At 62.8% G+C, this 14838-nt stretch carries 17 protein-coding genes; 2 read left to right on the forward strand and 15 right to left on the reverse strand.

What is annotated here, in order from left to right:
- The first annotated feature begins 25 nt into the window (after nt 1–25).
- Nucleotides 26–1093: a quinone-dependent dihydroorotate dehydrogenase gene (locus QTH90_RS06185; protein ID WP_286663625.1), complete on the forward strand. Its 1068-nt coding sequence runs from the start codon at nt 26–28 to the stop codon at nt 1091–1093.
- Between the two features lie 10 nt (nt 1094–1103).
- Here the strand turns inward: QTH90_RS06185 and QTH90_RS06190 are convergent, their stop codons facing one another.
- The 4 genes from QTH90_RS06190 to QTH90_RS06205 form a co-directional block, all read right to left on the reverse strand.
- Entirely contained in the window at nt 1104–1796 is a 693-nt protein-coding gene (locus QTH90_RS06190) for a phage holin family protein (RefSeq protein ID WP_286663626.1), read from the reverse strand.
- 33 nt (nt 1797–1829) lie between these two features.
- On the reverse strand, nt 1830–2138 hold the full coding sequence (locus tag QTH90_RS06195; RefSeq protein WP_286368215.1) for a glycine zipper domain-containing protein: 309 nt from the start codon (nt 2136–2138) through the stop codon (nt 1830–1832).
- A 92-nt stretch (nt 2139–2230) separates the two neighbouring features.
- A complete protein-coding gene (locus QTH90_RS06200) occupies nt 2231–3328 on the reverse strand; it encodes an NAD(P)/FAD-dependent oxidoreductase (RefSeq protein WP_286663627.1) in 1098 nt (365 codons plus the stop codon).
- 38 nt (nt 3329–3366) lie between these two features.
- A complete protein-coding gene (locus tag QTH90_RS06205) occupies nt 3367–3513 on the reverse strand; it encodes a stereocilin (protein ID WP_286568449.1) in 147 nt (48 codons plus the stop codon).
- 424 nt (nt 3514–3937) lie between these two features.
- Between QTH90_RS06205 and QTH90_RS06210 the strand changes: the two genes are divergently transcribed.
- Nucleotides 3938–4966 (forward strand): AraC family transcriptional regulator, encoded by a 1029-nt coding sequence (locus tag QTH90_RS06210; RefSeq protein WP_286663628.1) that lies wholly within the window; start codon nt 3938–3940, stop codon nt 4964–4966.
- 79 nt (nt 4967–5045) lie between these two features.
- Here the strand turns inward: QTH90_RS06210 and QTH90_RS06215 are convergent, their stop codons facing one another.
- The 11 genes from QTH90_RS06215 to QTH90_RS06265 all read right to left on the reverse strand — a co-directional run bounded on the left by QTH90_RS06215 (nt 5046) and on the right by QTH90_RS06265 (nt 14663).
- Entirely contained in the window at nt 5046–5990 is a 945-nt protein-coding gene (locus QTH90_RS06215; RefSeq protein WP_286663629.1) for a LysR family transcriptional regulator, read from the reverse strand.
- Between the two features lie 133 nt (nt 5991–6123).
- Nucleotides 6124–7311 carry a porin gene (locus tag QTH90_RS06220; protein WP_286663630.1) on the reverse strand — a complete coding sequence of 396 codons (1188 nt, stop codon included), beginning with the start codon at nt 7309–7311 and terminating at the stop codon, nt 6124–6126.
- A gap of 786 nt (nt 7312–8097) precedes the next feature.
- Nucleotides 8098–9039, reverse strand: a complete 942-nt coding sequence (locus QTH90_RS06225; protein ID WP_286663631.1) for a restriction endonuclease — start codon at nt 9037–9039, stop codon at nt 8098–8100.
- Between the two features lie 508 nt (nt 9040–9547).
- Complete coding sequence (locus tag QTH90_RS06230; RefSeq protein WP_286663632.1) at nt 9548–9742, reverse strand: hypothetical protein; 195 nt, start codon at nt 9740–9742, stop codon at nt 9548–9550.
- A 135-nt stretch (nt 9743–9877) separates the two neighbouring features.
- On the reverse strand, nt 9878–10564 hold the full coding sequence (locus QTH90_RS06235) for a hypothetical protein (RefSeq protein WP_286663633.1): 687 nt from the start codon (nt 10562–10564) through the stop codon (nt 9878–9880).
- Nucleotides 10565–11300: 736 nt separating this feature from the next.
- Nucleotides 11301–11582 (reverse strand): hypothetical protein, encoded by a 282-nt coding sequence (locus QTH90_RS06240; RefSeq protein ID WP_286663634.1) that lies wholly within the window; start codon nt 11580–11582, stop codon nt 11301–11303.
- 324 nt (nt 11583–11906) lie between these two features.
- Complete coding sequence (locus QTH90_RS06245) at nt 11907–12488, reverse strand: hypothetical protein (protein WP_286663635.1); 582 nt, start codon at nt 12486–12488, stop codon at nt 11907–11909.
- A 26-nt stretch (nt 12489–12514) separates the two neighbouring features.
- A complete protein-coding gene (locus tag QTH90_RS06250) occupies nt 12515–13240 on the reverse strand; it encodes a pentapeptide repeat-containing protein (RefSeq protein WP_286663636.1) in 726 nt (241 codons plus the stop codon).
- A gap of 32 nt (nt 13241–13272) precedes the next feature.
- Nucleotides 13273–13503 carry a hypothetical protein gene (locus QTH90_RS06255; protein ID WP_286663637.1) on the reverse strand — a complete coding sequence of 77 codons (231 nt, stop codon included), beginning with the start codon at nt 13501–13503 and terminating at the stop codon, nt 13273–13275.
- Entirely contained in the window at nt 13500–13967 is a 468-nt protein-coding gene (locus QTH90_RS06260) for a hypothetical protein (RefSeq protein WP_286663638.1), read from the reverse strand. Before QTH90_RS06260 ends, QTH90_RS06255 begins: the two co-directional genes overlap by 4 nt.
- A 30-nt stretch (nt 13968–13997) precedes the next feature.
- Nucleotides 13998–14663 carry a hypothetical protein gene (locus QTH90_RS06265; protein WP_286663639.1) on the reverse strand — a complete coding sequence of 222 codons (666 nt, stop codon included), beginning with the start codon at nt 14661–14663 and terminating at the stop codon, nt 13998–14000.
- Nucleotides 14664–14838: the final 175 nt, after the last annotated feature.

Below are 14838 nucleotides of genomic sequence, written 5' to 3' on the forward strand. Positions count from 1 at the left end.
GCTGATTGAAGTCGAGAATTATCCGATGCCCCTGCTGTTGCCATCTTCGCTTTACGGGCTTGCCCGACCCTTCCTCTTTGGTTTCGACCCCGAGCACGCCCACGAGTTGACGCTCGACGCGTTGGCGCGCACGCAGAACACCCCGCTGGCCTGCGCCTATGCGGCGCCGCGCGTGGACGACCGGATCACCGTCGCCGGACTGCAGTTTCCTAACCGCGTCGGCCTCGCGGCGGGCCTCGACAAGAACGCCCGCTGCATCGACGCCTTTGCCGCGATGGGCTTCGGTTTCGTCGAGGTCGGGACCGTCACGCCCAAGCCGCAGCCAGGCAATCCGAAGCCCCGCATATTCCGTCTGCCGCAACGCGACGCGCTGATCAACCGGCTCGGCTTCAACAACGACGGGCTCGAAGCATTCCTCGCGAACGTCCAGCGCGCACGCTTTCGCCGCAGTACCTCCAAGGCGCCGATGCTGCTCGGCCTGAACATCGGGAAGAACGCAGCCACGCCGATCGAGCGTGCCGTGGACGACTACCTGATCTGCCTGGACGGTGTGTACCCCCACGCCGACTACGTGGCCATCAACATCTCGAGTCCCAACACGGCCAACCTCCGATCGCTCCAGAGCGACGAGGCGCTTGACGCGCTGCTCGGCGCTGTGGCGGACAAGCGTGAGGCGCTGGCCGCACGGCAAGGCAGGCGCGTTCCGCTCTTCGTGAAAATCGCGCCGGACCTCGACGGGGCCCAGGTCAAGGTGATCGCAGCCACGCTGCGGCGCCACGGGATGGACGGCGTGATCGCCGCCAACACCACGCTCGCGCGCGACGCGGTCGCGGGACTGCCGCACGCCGAAGAAACCGGCGGCCTGTCGGGCGCTCCGGTCATGGCAGCGAGCAACCGCGTGATCGGTCAGTTGCGGGCCGAGTTGGGTGCCGGGTATCCGATCATCGGCGTGGGAGGCGTCCTGAGCGCCGCGGATGCACAGGCCAAGATCGACGCCGGCGCCGACCTCGTACAGATCTACACCGGACTGATCTATCGGGGGCCGGCGCTCGTGCGCCAGGCGGCTCAGGCACTGCGCAAGCGCCGGACCTGAGCGCGCGCGATCAGCGCATCCGCCAGATCACAGGAACGATCACGGCGGCCCAGCGCACGAGGCGACGCGGCCCCACGACCGCCACGACGGTTGCGGCGGCCACACCGGTTGCGATGGGATGCTCGCGCGCCAGCCGCATGGCCGTGGCGCTCGCGGATTCGTCCGCTCGGGGTGACGGTGGCTCCCCTGCTCCTGCGGCAGCGGCCTGGAGCGTGCCGACACGCTCGCGCTGGCGCTCGATGCGCGCGAGCACTTCCTCGCGCGTGACCGGCCGGTGCTCACGCGTTGCCTCCGCACTGGGATGGCGGCCGAGGCTCTCCTGGACCCAGGCCAAGTCGCGCTCGAACGCCTCACGGGCTGGATCAAAGGCTTCGGACGACTTGCCCAGCGTGGACATCAGCGCCATCACGGCTGCCAGCCAGAGCCCAACCCAGGCCGCGGCCACCACCCAGGCCGCAGTGATGCGGTGCGGTGTATCCCAGAAGTGCACGACGATCGCCACAGAGAGCAGCGCGATGGCAATGGTCGTGAGTCCGATGACCGCAATCACCAGCCCCAGGATTCTTTGGAGGCGCTTTTTCTCGTCCTGCCACGCGAATCGCAGAAGCAGCGCCCGGTCTTCAGCGGCCAGTGCGCCCTCACCCGCCAGAATGCGCAACCGGCGCAGCTGACTCCTGAGCCCGAACAGGGCCGACAGCCTCATCGGCTGCCTCCGCGGGCGCCAAGTGCGCGGCGCTCAGCGGCGGCCAAGCAGCAGGCCCACCAGCACGCCCACCGCCAGCGCGGCGCCGGCGATCTGCCACGGCTCGTCATGAGCGTAGGCGTTGGCCGTATTGGCTGCTTCGCGCGCCTTCTGGGCAGCGACCCGGCTTTTCTCCGCCGCGAGTTCACGCGCGATCGCCAACTTGCTGTCGATGCGCTGACGCAGTGCCTTGATGTGCGGCACGGAATCGAGATCCTTGCTGGCGAGCACGCCACGGACGTCGCTCGCGATATCTTCAGCCACGGCGTTGGCCGCCGCTTCGAGATTGGTGGATGCAGTCATTGAAAAGGGTCCTCCTCGGTCGCGCCGGCACCGCGCCGGCGACTCCACGCCGACAGCGGCGTGCCATATCCATGGTACATGCCCTCGCACAACTACGACAGCAGTTCGGCCACATGGCGGCCAATGGCAAGGCTGCTGGTCAGGCCCGGCGACTCGATCCCGAAGAGGTTGACCAGCCCCGGCACGCCGTGCGTGGAAGGCCCTTCGATCCTGAAATCGGCCGCCGCTTCACCCGGCCCGGAGATCTTGGGGCGGATGCCCGCATAGCCGGGAATCAGCGCGCCGTCGGGCAACGCTGGCCAGTACCGGCGCACCTCGGCATAGAAGCCGTCACCACGGGCCGGATCCACGACCAGATCGTCGGGCGACTCGACCCATTGGACGTCCGGGCCGAACTTGGCCTGGCCTCCGAGATCGAGCGTCAGGTGCACGCCAAGGCCCGCGGCCTCCGGCACGGGATAGATGAGGCGACTGAACGGCGCCCGACCAGCCAAGGTGAAATAGTTGCCTTTGGCGAAGAAGGCTGGCGGCACCGCTTCCGCGGGCAGCCCCTGAAACCGGCGGGCCAGCGAAGGTGCGGCCAGGCCGGCGGAATTCACTACCGTATTGCATCGGAGGGCGGTGCCGTCCTTCGTCCTCAGCACGACCGCGCCGCTTGAGCACTCGGCGCCCTGGACATTCGACATGAGCGCCACGACGCCACCAGCATTTTCCAGATCACCTTGCAAGCTCAGCATGAGCGCGTGGCTGTCGACGATGCCGGTGCTTGGCGAATGCAACGCGGCGTGGCATTCCAACTGAGGCTCCATTGCCCTCGCCTGATCGCGCGTGAGCATCACCATGTCGTCCACTCCATTGGCGCGCGCCTTGGCCATGATGCCGTCGAGTTGCGCGACCTGCGCCTCAGCCGTGGCGACGATGAGCTTGCCGCAGCGCCGGTGAGGCAAGCCTCGCTCTCCCGCGTATTCGTAGAGCAGCTGCTTGCCCTCGACGCACAGGCTCGCCTTCAGCGAGCCCTGGGGGTAGTAGATGCCGGCGTGGATCACCTCGCTGTTTCGCGAACTCGTGCCGGTGCCGATGGCGCCCTCCGCCTCCAGCACGATGACCTCGCGGCCCTGCAACGCGAGCGCTCGCGCGACGGCGAGCCCCACCACTCCGGCACCAATGACAGCGCAATCAAATTCGTCCATCCCGCGAGCTTAGCGGGATGGCGGACGCCCGGAGTAGCTCACTCCGGTTGCACCGTGAACGGGCTCTCCGGGTCCGTCGGGCTTCCGGGCGGCGTTGCGGGCCCCTTGTCGGGCTCTACAGGCAACTCCGGCAGGTCCGGTGGGTCGGACGTGATCGGCGTCGGAAGATCAGGACTGGTGGCCATGGCGTGCTCCTTCCTGCGCCGTTGTATGGCTCCTGCAAGAGCGGGAGGACGGCGCACGGAGGCATTTTGCGTCGGCTTGCGCCGACATGACCCTGGGGTGGGAAATTCCCTGGCGGCGAATCGTCTCGTTCGCTCAGGAGAATCTGCTGACAGCTCGAATGGAGATTCGACCGCGACATCGGAATCTCTTCGTCAGCACCGGGACGTCAGGTTTCGACGGTACTACTTTCGGACACGTAATTGCGAGATTTCGCAGCGATTTGAAGACTGCCGCTTCAGGGGGGAACTGTAGAGTCAGACGCTGAATTGCGCTTCGACAAAGACAGCGATTTCACTCAATCCGGTGAGTCTCGTCGACCGGCTCGCAGCCTTGCGAAGGCCGACCCAGCAATGGGTGAACCCAGTCAACCCGAGTTACTGAGCTATGAACACCAAGGACGAGATCTCCATCCCGTTCGCCCACCCGGTCTACGTTCGACGGATCCTGGACTGCTTGAACAGCCGTGGCGTGCGGCCCTCTACCGTGCTTGCGAACGCAGGCCTGGCTTGGCAGGCGCTCCATGAAGACCGGCAGATGGTGGACTTCGCCGTGTTTCGCCGATTTGTCGCGCATGCCATCCACTGCAGTGGCGAGCCGGCGCTCGGTCTGATGGCAGGGTCGATGCTCCAGCCGTATCACAGCCCGGTCGGGATCGCGGCGGTGACCAGCGACAGCCTGGATCAGGGCCTCCAGGTCATGACGCGTCATGCCAGGTTGATCTTCGGGAGCTTGGAGTTCCAGGTGGAAAACGGCCCCCGATGGAGCACGCTCAAGGTCAAGCCATTGCTGCCGCTGGGCGATACCCACGTATTCGTCATGCAATCCATTCTTGGGGCGCACGTGCGTCTGCTGGAAGCCATCCTCGGGCGCCCCGTCGACGAACTCACCGTCGGACTGCCGTACGCCCGTCCGGCCGACAACGACGTGCCATGCCTGCGCTACGTACGCAGTGTGGCGTTCGATCAGGAATGCCTCACCTTCGAACTCCCGGTGGATCTGCTCCGTGCGCCTTCCGCTTCTGCCGACGCAAAGGCGTTTGCGGACGCTTCCGAGGCCTGTCTAAGGATGGAGTCTGAACTGGGACATGGCGTGTTCGTCCAGCGCGTCCGCCGCGCGCTCTTCGAACGACTGACGAGCAATCCGGACACCAGCGATCTCGCTTCGGACCTCGGGATTTCACCGCGGACGCTGGTGCGACGGCTCGCTGCGGCCGACATCACCTACTCCGACATCAAGGACGAATTGCGCAAGACCCACGCCGCCTGGTACTTGCAGCACACCGATTTGTCGATGGAGTCCATCGCAGCACAGCTGGGGTATTCGGATCCGACCAGCTTCAGTCGCAAGTTCAAGGGCTGGTACCGGGTCGCCCCAAGCAAGATGCGACAGGATATGCAGGGCGGCGCGCACTGACCCTCGACGCAGTAGCGGGAAGCGAGCACGAGGGCGCTCGCTCCGCAAGGAGCCCGCAGCGCGTGCGGGCGTCCAGTCTTTAGTGGTGAAGCCGGGTCTCGTCAGCGAGAGAGGACTTCAGCAGCTCGACGAATTTCTTGACCGCCGGCGAAATGGATCGCTTGCTGGGAAAAGCCACCTTGACGGCCAAAGGCGGCACCGGGAGTTGCGGAAACAACTTGATCAAACGGCCAGTCTTGATGTCGTCGGCACAGAGATGGCCCAGGAGACAGCCGATACCGGCCCCCGCAGCGACGAGTTCATGCACGGAGGACGGATCATTGGCGCTCAGTCGCGGGCGCGCTTCAGACAGGAGCGACGACTCGATGGCGCTTCCGAGAGCGAAGCCAGCCGCATCCTCGCCGTCGCACACGATGATGTCATGGCTCGCCAGATCCATGGGATCGGCGGGCCTGCCGCGTCGTTGAAGATAGTCGGGTGCCGCGCACAGATGGCGCTCGATCATGCCCAACTGGATATTCACCGGCTGTGGGGCCAGCGAACCTGTGTAGACCGCTACATCCACGTTCTCCGCTCGCAGATCGGACCTGCTGCTGACGTAGCGTATCGACACCTGCACGTTGCGACAGTGCGTCAGGAACTGCGGCAACAGATGGCTCTGGAGCCGATTCGCCAATGCGACCTCCGTCCCGATGCAAACCGTGAGATGTCCCTGTGGCTCGACGTCGACACCGCCCACATACCCAATCGTCTCGTTGATGCGCGACAGGATTTCGGAGCAGCGCTCCTTCAGCGCATTGCCGCGCCGAGTGAGACGAACCTTGCGCGTCGTGCGTTGAAGCAAGGGCGCATCGAGCATCGATTCGAGCCGTGCAACGCTTCGGCTCACGCTCGATTTGTGAATCTTCAATGCATCAGCCGCCAATGAAAAGCTGGCAAGCGATGCGACATACGAGAAAACGCGGAGATCGTTGAGATCCAACATCTTCTCTGCAGCTTGTGTAAATAGGACACCGTTGGTCATTTCTTATGCTCTCCCTGGCCAACCTATGAGCTCGCCCAAACGATCCAGTCGCTGGCAAGCGAAAAAGGCCGACCGACTTTCGCCGGCCAGCCTGCTGGAATTACCTAGTTAGGTGAATTCGCCAAATGCTCGATCAGAACGCGTGGCGCATGCCGATGTCGTAACCCGTGGAGGTCTTGGGAACCAGCGACGCACCCGTGACGCCCGTGAAGAAGCCCGGACCGCCAACAGTGAGGCCAGCGCCGTTCTTGTTGTTCAGGCGTGCCACCGTCGTGTACAACGCCGTGCGCTTCGACAGGTTGTGCACATAGCCGAGCGCGAACTTGTCAGCCCTCGGCGCAGAGAAGCCTTCCTCGACCGTGTTGCGATACCGAACTTGAGAATAGGACGCGCGAATCAAGCCGGGACCGACAGGCACGCTTGCACCGATCAAACCACCCCTGAAGCCGGGAGTCGGCACGTTGTCGACAAATTGCGAACGGCTCCAATCAGTCTTTGCCCTGTTGTCCGAGTACTCGCCAAAGAGCTTCACAACGCCAAAGTCGTAAGAGGCCCCAAGGTTCCACGTGTTGAGCGTCGTGGTCCAGCCTTGATTGAAGCTGGCGCCAATGGTGCTCTCACCGTAGGCCAGCGCGACATCCAGCGGGCCGGTCGCATATCCGACACGACCGCCGACATAGCGTCCGGTACGTTGGAACTGAGGGTCGTTCGGGGTGAGCGCAGCCGGGTCGTACTTGATCTTTTCATTGAACACGTACATGACCTGACCGTAGAAACCACCGAGGTTCGGTGGCAAGAAGTAGCCGATCGAGTTACTCGCACGAGTGTAGTTCTCGTTGAAATAGTTTTCGCTACCCCAGCGCGCCTTGCTGGCCGTCGAGATCAGATTGGAGCCCACGCCGTTGGTGCCGAACGGATCGAACACGGTGTCGTTCCAGTAGGTAGGCGTGTAGTCGCGACCGGCACGCACTTCACCGAACGGGCCGGACAGACTGATGGTCGAACGACGATTGAACTTCAAAGCACCATTGTCGACGCCAGTGCCGTTGTCGGTGTTGATGCTGGCTTCGAGCCAGAAGCTGGCAGCCAGACCGCCACCGAGGTCTTCCGTACCACGGAAGCCCAAACGGCTGGCGGTTTCGCCGGAACTGCTCAGGGCAGTTTGACTGGCAGTAGTGCTCTGACCGGTAAAGCGTTCCTGCGCCTTGTTCGAGTAGCCGCTAACGGCGCCGTCGAGCACGCCAAACAGCGTGACAGACGACTGAGCCGAAGCGACGCCGGCGACAGCCAGAGAAGCCAGGGCAACCAGAGATTTTTTCATTGCAAGTTTCTCCAAGGTTAAACATAGGGCTCCGGTTCGAAGGGCTCACCGTGACTGGCACTTCTGTGCTCCCACTGGACCCCGGGCCAACCTCCTTTCGGGAAGCTGTCGCTATTGCATCAGAGGGGTTTCTCTCGAGTTGCGCGAGTCATGCCGAGTCATCCAGTAACCATGCAGAGTCAACCTTCGCAACTCGGTAATCCGTTGTCGGAGTACGACAAGATGAATCAAGAGCGACATTCATTCCAATTGACCGTTGGCGTCTCGCGCGTGGAATTGCAGTCTTGATTGAGCCAGTGCGCATTGATTGCGAACGAGCGTGCGCCCTGCGGAGGCAGTGACCCGGACAAGAGATCTACTGAGATCGCCGCAACGCGGCGGCCTGATAGGTGCCTGCGCGCGGCAGCCTGTAACCGGCAGTTCGCTGAGTGAAGAGAACTGGAACTTGTGGGGCCGCCCATGCGCATGAATGCGGGATGCATCGCCTGGCGCCCCGGAAAGCGCCTCATCTCGCGATGGAGCTGCCCGCGGCTGCGCGCCCCGCAAGCAAATGCGACGAGGCATTGCGTCGCGCAGCTCGACGCAAGAATTCAACGAGAGGGGGAAATTTGGTGGGCGGTGGAGGCTTCGAACCTTAGTTCCTCCGCCCTTCCCCGAGGGAGAAAGACCGTGTGTCAGTCGACTGAGTCGACCCACGAGTGACACACTGTATCAGGCCTCAGGAGGTGAGTTCGCAGCAGTCACCAGCCAGCTGCCTGACGGCGCGACCGGGGTATGCCGTTTGCATCACTCACCCTCGAAGTAGTCGGTATCGAGCTTCTTCAACTCATACATTCCGACGGTAGACACGCCGACGTTGTGATCGACCATAAGGGCGGCGAGCTGTTGCCCGTCGATCAAAATGATCTTTGAGTTGATGATGCCTGCGTACTCAATCGCCTCACGCGTGTACGAGGACGTGGTGATGAAGACACCCTTGCTGGCCCGTTGGCCTTGAAGTGCGCCCGCGAACTTTTGGATCTCCGGTCGCCCGACTGTGCCCTCCCATTTCTTTGCTTGGACGTAGATAACGTCCAGTCCGAGCTTGTCCTCCTTGATCATCCCGTCGATGCCACCATCACCGCTCTTTCCTATGGCGCGGCCGGCGTCTTCGCGGGACCCGCCGTAGCCCATCGAAACAAGTAGATCGATCACAAGGCGCTCAAAAAAGGCGGGCGTTGCCGCCTTCGCCTGCTCGATGATTTCTAGCTCCAAGCCACTTCTTAGGCGACGATACGCGGAAGCAAGGAGGTCCTCTGGCGTCTGATCCGTTGGAAGTTCTTGCTGTGGCTCGAGCGTCCCTATCGTTCTGGGCTCACCAGAAGTCTCGGCACTCCCTTCGCGCCGTCGCATCCGAAACGATCGAAATTCGTCGAACCGGTCCAAGAGTGCTACGTCAATTTTCGACGGGTTCTCCGCGATCAACGACCGGCCGCGCTCAGTTATCTGAAACATGCCGCGCTTCGGCGAGGTCAGAAGACCCGCTTGCTTCAAGTAGGTACGGGCCCACCCAACCCGATTGTCAAACAGCGGGGCCGTCCCACTCGGCAAGAGTTCCGCACGCTCACTGTCGCTCAGTTGGAACTCGGCCGCTAACTTCTCAACGGCCTCTCGAACACGATGCTCAGGCCCGCTTGCGGCAAGGCGAAGCAGCGGAAGCATGACGGATTGGTAGTCTGGAATGGGCATGCGAGATTCTGACAGGCGCACGAGAAATGTTTCACCGACGCGGGTAGATATCGCAGTTGGCGACAACGTCCGAGGAGTCCTTACAGTCGCCGGGAAATCGCAGCCGCAAATTTCCTTGGGTCAATAGGCACCACAGCGTGTCCTTTGCAGACTCCATCCGGCAGCGTGCAGGTCCCGCAGTGCTGGGCGCCGTCCTTCCAGAACACTTGTGCCCCAGGGGTCGACCTGGGCTCCGGGCGCGGGCTCGGGATCCGCTGGACCTCCGCGATCCATGGCGGCGCCAAGTGTCCATAGGTCGCCCAAGCCCTCGGGAACCTACTCTGGACCGGCACCGCGTCGGCCTCGGCGACAGCGTCATAGCCATCTGCCAGATACGCGGCATTGGCCCTACGGGCCGCTCCCTGCCGGATCTCTTCTGCCTCGATCCAGAACGCCCGCCACATGCCGTCCAGTTCTTCACTGGTCAGCCCCTTGGAAGCGGCTTGACGTGCAGCTGTCGCCGACAAGCTCACGACGTGCGCGTCCTCTTGCCCAGGGTCTTCTTAAAGGCTACATGAGGGAACATGAGCGCCAGACGTTTGTCGCGCAGAGGTTCGTTCTGAATCACGTAGTCCGCGCAAAGCTTGGTCGACGGCATGTCGTGCCGAGAGACGATGCGTTGAAATTCGGAGAGAAGAAGTGCTTCGTTTGATCGATCGATCATTGATGTCTTTCAGTTGTTCAAATGAAAAACCCCAAGGGCCTCGATGGGTCCTTGGGGTCTTGAGGGGTCTGCAGGGTCTCAGCGAACTCTGAGCCGCGCAGGTGTCATTGCATTGCGTCGGTGCGTCTCGCCGCGTTACGTATACGGGATAGCAGCGACCGGGACCAGCATGGGTCGTGCCAGGAACTGGGACCCCTGAGAGTCGAAGACAAAGCCGGTGTCGAAGGTATCCGCTGAGCGGGCCTGTACGTGCATCTGCGTACCATCTGCCGATAGACCAATGGCCCACATGGCTGATGGGTACTGCCCACCAAAGCTGGCGTATGAGACGTCCTGCATTCCAAGCCATGGGCGGTAACCGGATACCCCGGTCCCCAGGGATATCTGTCTGGTGATACCGGGCTGGGGTGTATACCAGCCCCCGGGAATAAAGGCGGGCACGATGTTAGCGATCCGTGCGTGCCGCCACTGTGACGAATAAGTCATCACCCCGTTGGCGTCCCATAGCCGCAGGCCCACGTTCCCGTCGCCGAACAGTTGCGGGGTGCCTTGGAGCGACAACAGCATGTAGTCGAAGCCACCACGGTTGGTTACCCATAGCTGGTCGTGGAACTGGATCAGGCCTCCGACAAAGGTTCCCGGGTCTGGCCGGATGAACAACAGGGGCAATGCAGACCCATGGGGCTCGTGATAAATCACGGTCTCGGCCCCTACTGGAGTGTCTGATGTGACACGGCCCGACTGGATTACCGGTGTGGCTACCAACGTACTGTCTAGCTGGAGGACGCCATTCTCATTCCAGCTTTGGAAACCGATGCTCATGGCGTGCCCCTACTTGATCCAGACGGTATAGCCAAAGGTGCCCTCTCCGGCGATCCCTGCATAGACGTCAAAGTACCCCGACCTCAGGTCAACCGTACAACCCCCGCCAACCGCGACGGTCCAGCGACCACTGCTCTCGAATGGGTAGCCGTCCGCTGGGGTCACAAGGACCGAGGCTTTCTCGCCGTAGACCCCTTGGGGGACATGGACGAGTCCGGCCTGAACACAGCGGGAGAAGCGGTCAGCCGTGTCAACAAACACAGTGCCGTCCGGGCCGAAGATTTGCAGACCAACCGGCATTTCAGGCGACCCTAGTTGATGGGCGGACCAGCATGCCCTCCAGGACCTTGTAGACCAGGGCGCGATCCCGCTGGGGACGGTTGCGGACCATGTTCGCCACGGCCCGCAGGGGGCCGCCAGATTCCCCGGGGTCCGCCAAGCTGACCAGGGAGTCCGCCAGGGTCCCGGGGTCCAAGGCGGGGACCTGGGTCAGCAAGGTCTCGATACGGACCAGGAAGTCTGTACTCATGGACTGCTCACTCGTAGTCGCTGACATCGATCCCGCTCTCCCGTGCTAGGTCCAGGGCCATGAGACGGACCTCGTCGTCACGCATGTCTCGCGGCATGAACGGCAGGGTGACCCTGAGGGCGTGCATGCCCGTCTTGGGGTGCAGAGTGACCACGGCGTACCCGTTGGGGTAGGCTGGGTTGATGGTGTTCGATAGCTTGGAGTTGCTCACAGGAACGCGGCCCCCGGCCTGACATGCAGACACGCCTTGCCGTCCACGATCAGCGGCTGACCGATCTGGACTTGGTCCAGCTTGTCTAGCGCGACGACGTAGAGGGTCACGGGAATCCCGAGGATCGATGACGGTTCATCGTTGAGCAGCACGGCACGGACCTTGTCCGACTCGCCGACTGCGACAGTCGCTTTGAGGATCTCGGGGGTCGGCGCGTTGCGTCCGTAAATGTGCTCGTCAGAACGTGCGCTCGGAGAGCGCTTTGATGGTGCAAACATGGTTGGGCTTTCAAAAATTGGGCGAGGGATTCGATTACCGAGTCCATCTGGTGGGGATTGGTAGTACGACCCCACCGTGTGGGGTATCAACTGCGGTCAGGGCGGCATTAATGCGAGTCTCGACCTGCGCATGGGTTAGCCCCCCGACGTATTTGGGCTGCGGTGGCAGCAGACTGACGCTGGCAGCTTCGCCAGACCTTGCCTGCATGGCGGCCCGCTGAGGGTCGTAGACAACGCGTCTAGCTGCTTGCTTGGCGAGGGCCTCGCGGGCTTGCGCTTCGGGCATCGGCTGGCCGCCAGGGCCAAGGATCCATTTCTCTGCCATCAGCGACCGCCGTAACCTTTGAGATCACGGGCCGTACCCGCGTCGGGGTTGTATTCGTAGACCCTGGCGTCTTCCGGACGCTTGCGGTCCTTAGGATCTTTCGGCTCCGGCGCGGCAATCGTGTGGCCGTCTGGGGCACGCACGGCTTCGATGACGAGTGTTCCACTCAGACCGACCAAGCGGGTCTTAAGATCGGCCTGCACTCCGGCCATCAGCGCTAGCGACGACTCGCTGCGCTCCATGACGTCCGCCAGCACACGCATACGTTCCGCTCGCGTGTCGCTCGGGTCGTGGAGAGACGCCACAGCGCGGATCTCCGCTATGAGCGTAGGGCGGTCGATTGCTCCCGAGTCGTACCCGTTGAAGGCGTTGGAAAGTCGATCCAACATCGCCTTGGTCGCGAAGTAGCGCTCCGTCGCTGGGCTCTTGAAGAAGACGCCGAACTCGGTCGAGACGAGCTCGCTGTTGAAGCCCGTGACCTTCACGGCCCCTGCCTTCTTGGTGCCTTTGGTAACAGCCTTGGAGAGGGTGGTTTCGATGCGACCAGCTGCTGCGCTGATGCGATCTTTCAAATTGGTCATTGAATGGTTCCTTGGTAATTTGAGATTCAAGCGTTCGACTTAGCGTCTTGGGCTTCGATGCGATTCCACGCGTTCGTCCTTGGGTCCTTGGCGATGGGATAGCCTCCGAGATCACGGGCGATCACTGGGCTTGCTGCTGCGTCCTTGAGAGCGCGTACAGCTGCAACGCCGAGCCGCTGGCAGTCGCGAAGCTCTTCGCGGTCCTCGGGGCTCCCTTCAGAAGCTTCGACGACCCCGGCCGCACCTTCCAGGAGGCGGAGGTCTGACATCGGGCAGACCCATCCCGACAGGTTGGAGGACTTCATGGTCTTCACATTGGTCCAGGTGGACTCAGGGACAACCAGACCAATGGCCTCAGTTCCCCTAAGAGTGCACCCACGCACGGCCAGCAGCGGCGCGAATAGCCCCGAGATATCCGACTGATCGATCTGGCAGCCCTCCAAGGTGGCGCCTTCCAACGACGTGGAGTCATCAGCCCGCATGCCGTCGAGACGGCAGTCTGTGAAGATGGCGCCTCTGAATGTGGCTTCGCGCATGTCGGCGTTACGCACGGCACAACCGGTCAAACGCAGGCCGTCGAAGTTGCCGCCAGCAAAGTCGATGCTGTCGATGCTGAGGCCGCGAAGCTCGATACCCTCAGCAGCGCAATGCGCCAGAGCGGCGCCCCGTGCGGCGGGTTCGGTTTCGGCGTTCTCGACGTAGTGAGAAACGGACGGCCATTGGCCGAGTGAATTGAAAGTGACTTGTTGCATGTGTTGAATTGGTTGGAGATGGAGCAACCGATCTAGATGGCTTCGTCGCCGCTCTCGTCGGCGGAAATGAGAGGGAACGGGACGGCGCCGCTGAAGATGTCGCGGACAAGTTGCTCTTGTCTCGCACGGACTCCACGGACCCTGGGTTTCTTTTGGACGACCGTGTGCATGCCGTTGCGGGCCACGGCCTCGGCAAGCAATTCGGCCTGCAGCGGGGTCGGCTTGTAGCGTGGCATGCGAGCGCCCCGGCGAGGGACGCTCACGACGAACCTCTTTCGAGGTCCGCCAGCGTCACGATGGGGAAAGCTTGGACGGCCCGCTGCTCAATGGCGATGTTCGACCGGCGCAGGTCGAGGTACGACAGCGGGTCGCCCGGGCGACCGAAGCGCACGTACTCACCTGGGGTGCAGCCGAGGATCGCCCGGGCCACCAGGATCACGGGGAGACGGGGGCTACGCGAGGGCGCGACGACCGCTGCATGACCGCTTGGGCCGATACCGACGAACCAGCCACTTGCGGCCATGCCTGCGGCCATCAAGCGTGTCAGGTCAAACGCGTTCAGCATGGCGTACTCGCCGTTGCGAAGGCGGACGTGCGAGATCCGCATGCCGTGCTCATCGGTGACGGTTTGAATGGTCCGGGCGTGCGGGAGGTCGTAGCCGATCTCCATGGCGGTCGGGTCGAAATGGAGCGTGGGCGCGGTGGGGTGTTGGTGTTGAGTGTTCATGGGGTGTTGGGTTTGGCGGGTGAGGCGCTGTCAGAACGACAGCTGTACGTACTTCGGCGCTTGGGGCTTTGGGATGCGCCACGGTTCCGCAGGACTCGGGACCTCTTCAGCCCATTCGAGCCATTCGGCGGGGGTCTTGGTCATGCGGAGGTTGAGCGACAGCTGCTGTGGCGGCTCGCGTTCTGGGGGAAGGCGATGACCGGCGGCGATGTACTCGCGCCCGGCGTCGTCGCTGATCAGGTCGCACCAGTTCTGGACCGTGTCGGCCGCATGCTTCGCACGTCGACCCAGAGGAGGGACGACCAGAAGACCACGGCTGTCGACCTCCAGGTGATCGATCTCGGTGGTGATGTCGATCACTTCCGCTTCCCAGCAAAGGTGATTGAAGCGGCTGACCGCTTCGGCGACCACGATGCTCTGAAGCCGGGTCAGTGACTTGCCCAGGTTCTCGCGGAGTCCTCGGGCGCTAAGCACCTGATGGCGTCTCTTTGATCGCACGCTCAGGACCACGGTGCTTTCCGGCGTGAATCCTTCGGTGTCGACCAATCGAGCCAGCACAGGCGCTTGCGCTTCCTCGCCGTCGACCAAGCTATCGAGCGTCAAGGGGCAAAGAGGCGGTAACGGCAGCAGGTGGTTTCGATTGATCGCGAAGCCGATGCCATTCGCGTAGGCGTACGCCAGGGCCTCGGAGACCATGCGGTCCGCGTGCTGTTCCGCTGTCAGGTGAAGACCGCGTCCGAGACTGCCCCGCGCCGCGTCACTAGGCCGCTTGGCCCTCGCGTTGCAGCCGCGACAACGACCGGCCAGTCCATCGCGGCGGGACTTGTCGGGACCGAAGGACGCCAGGGACAGCGTGGTCGCGCAGCCAGGA

The organism is Variovorax flavidus (assembly GCF_030317145.1).
Classification (GTDB): Bacteria; Pseudomonadota; Gammaproteobacteria; order Burkholderiales; family Burkholderiaceae_C; genus Variovorax; species Variovorax flavidus.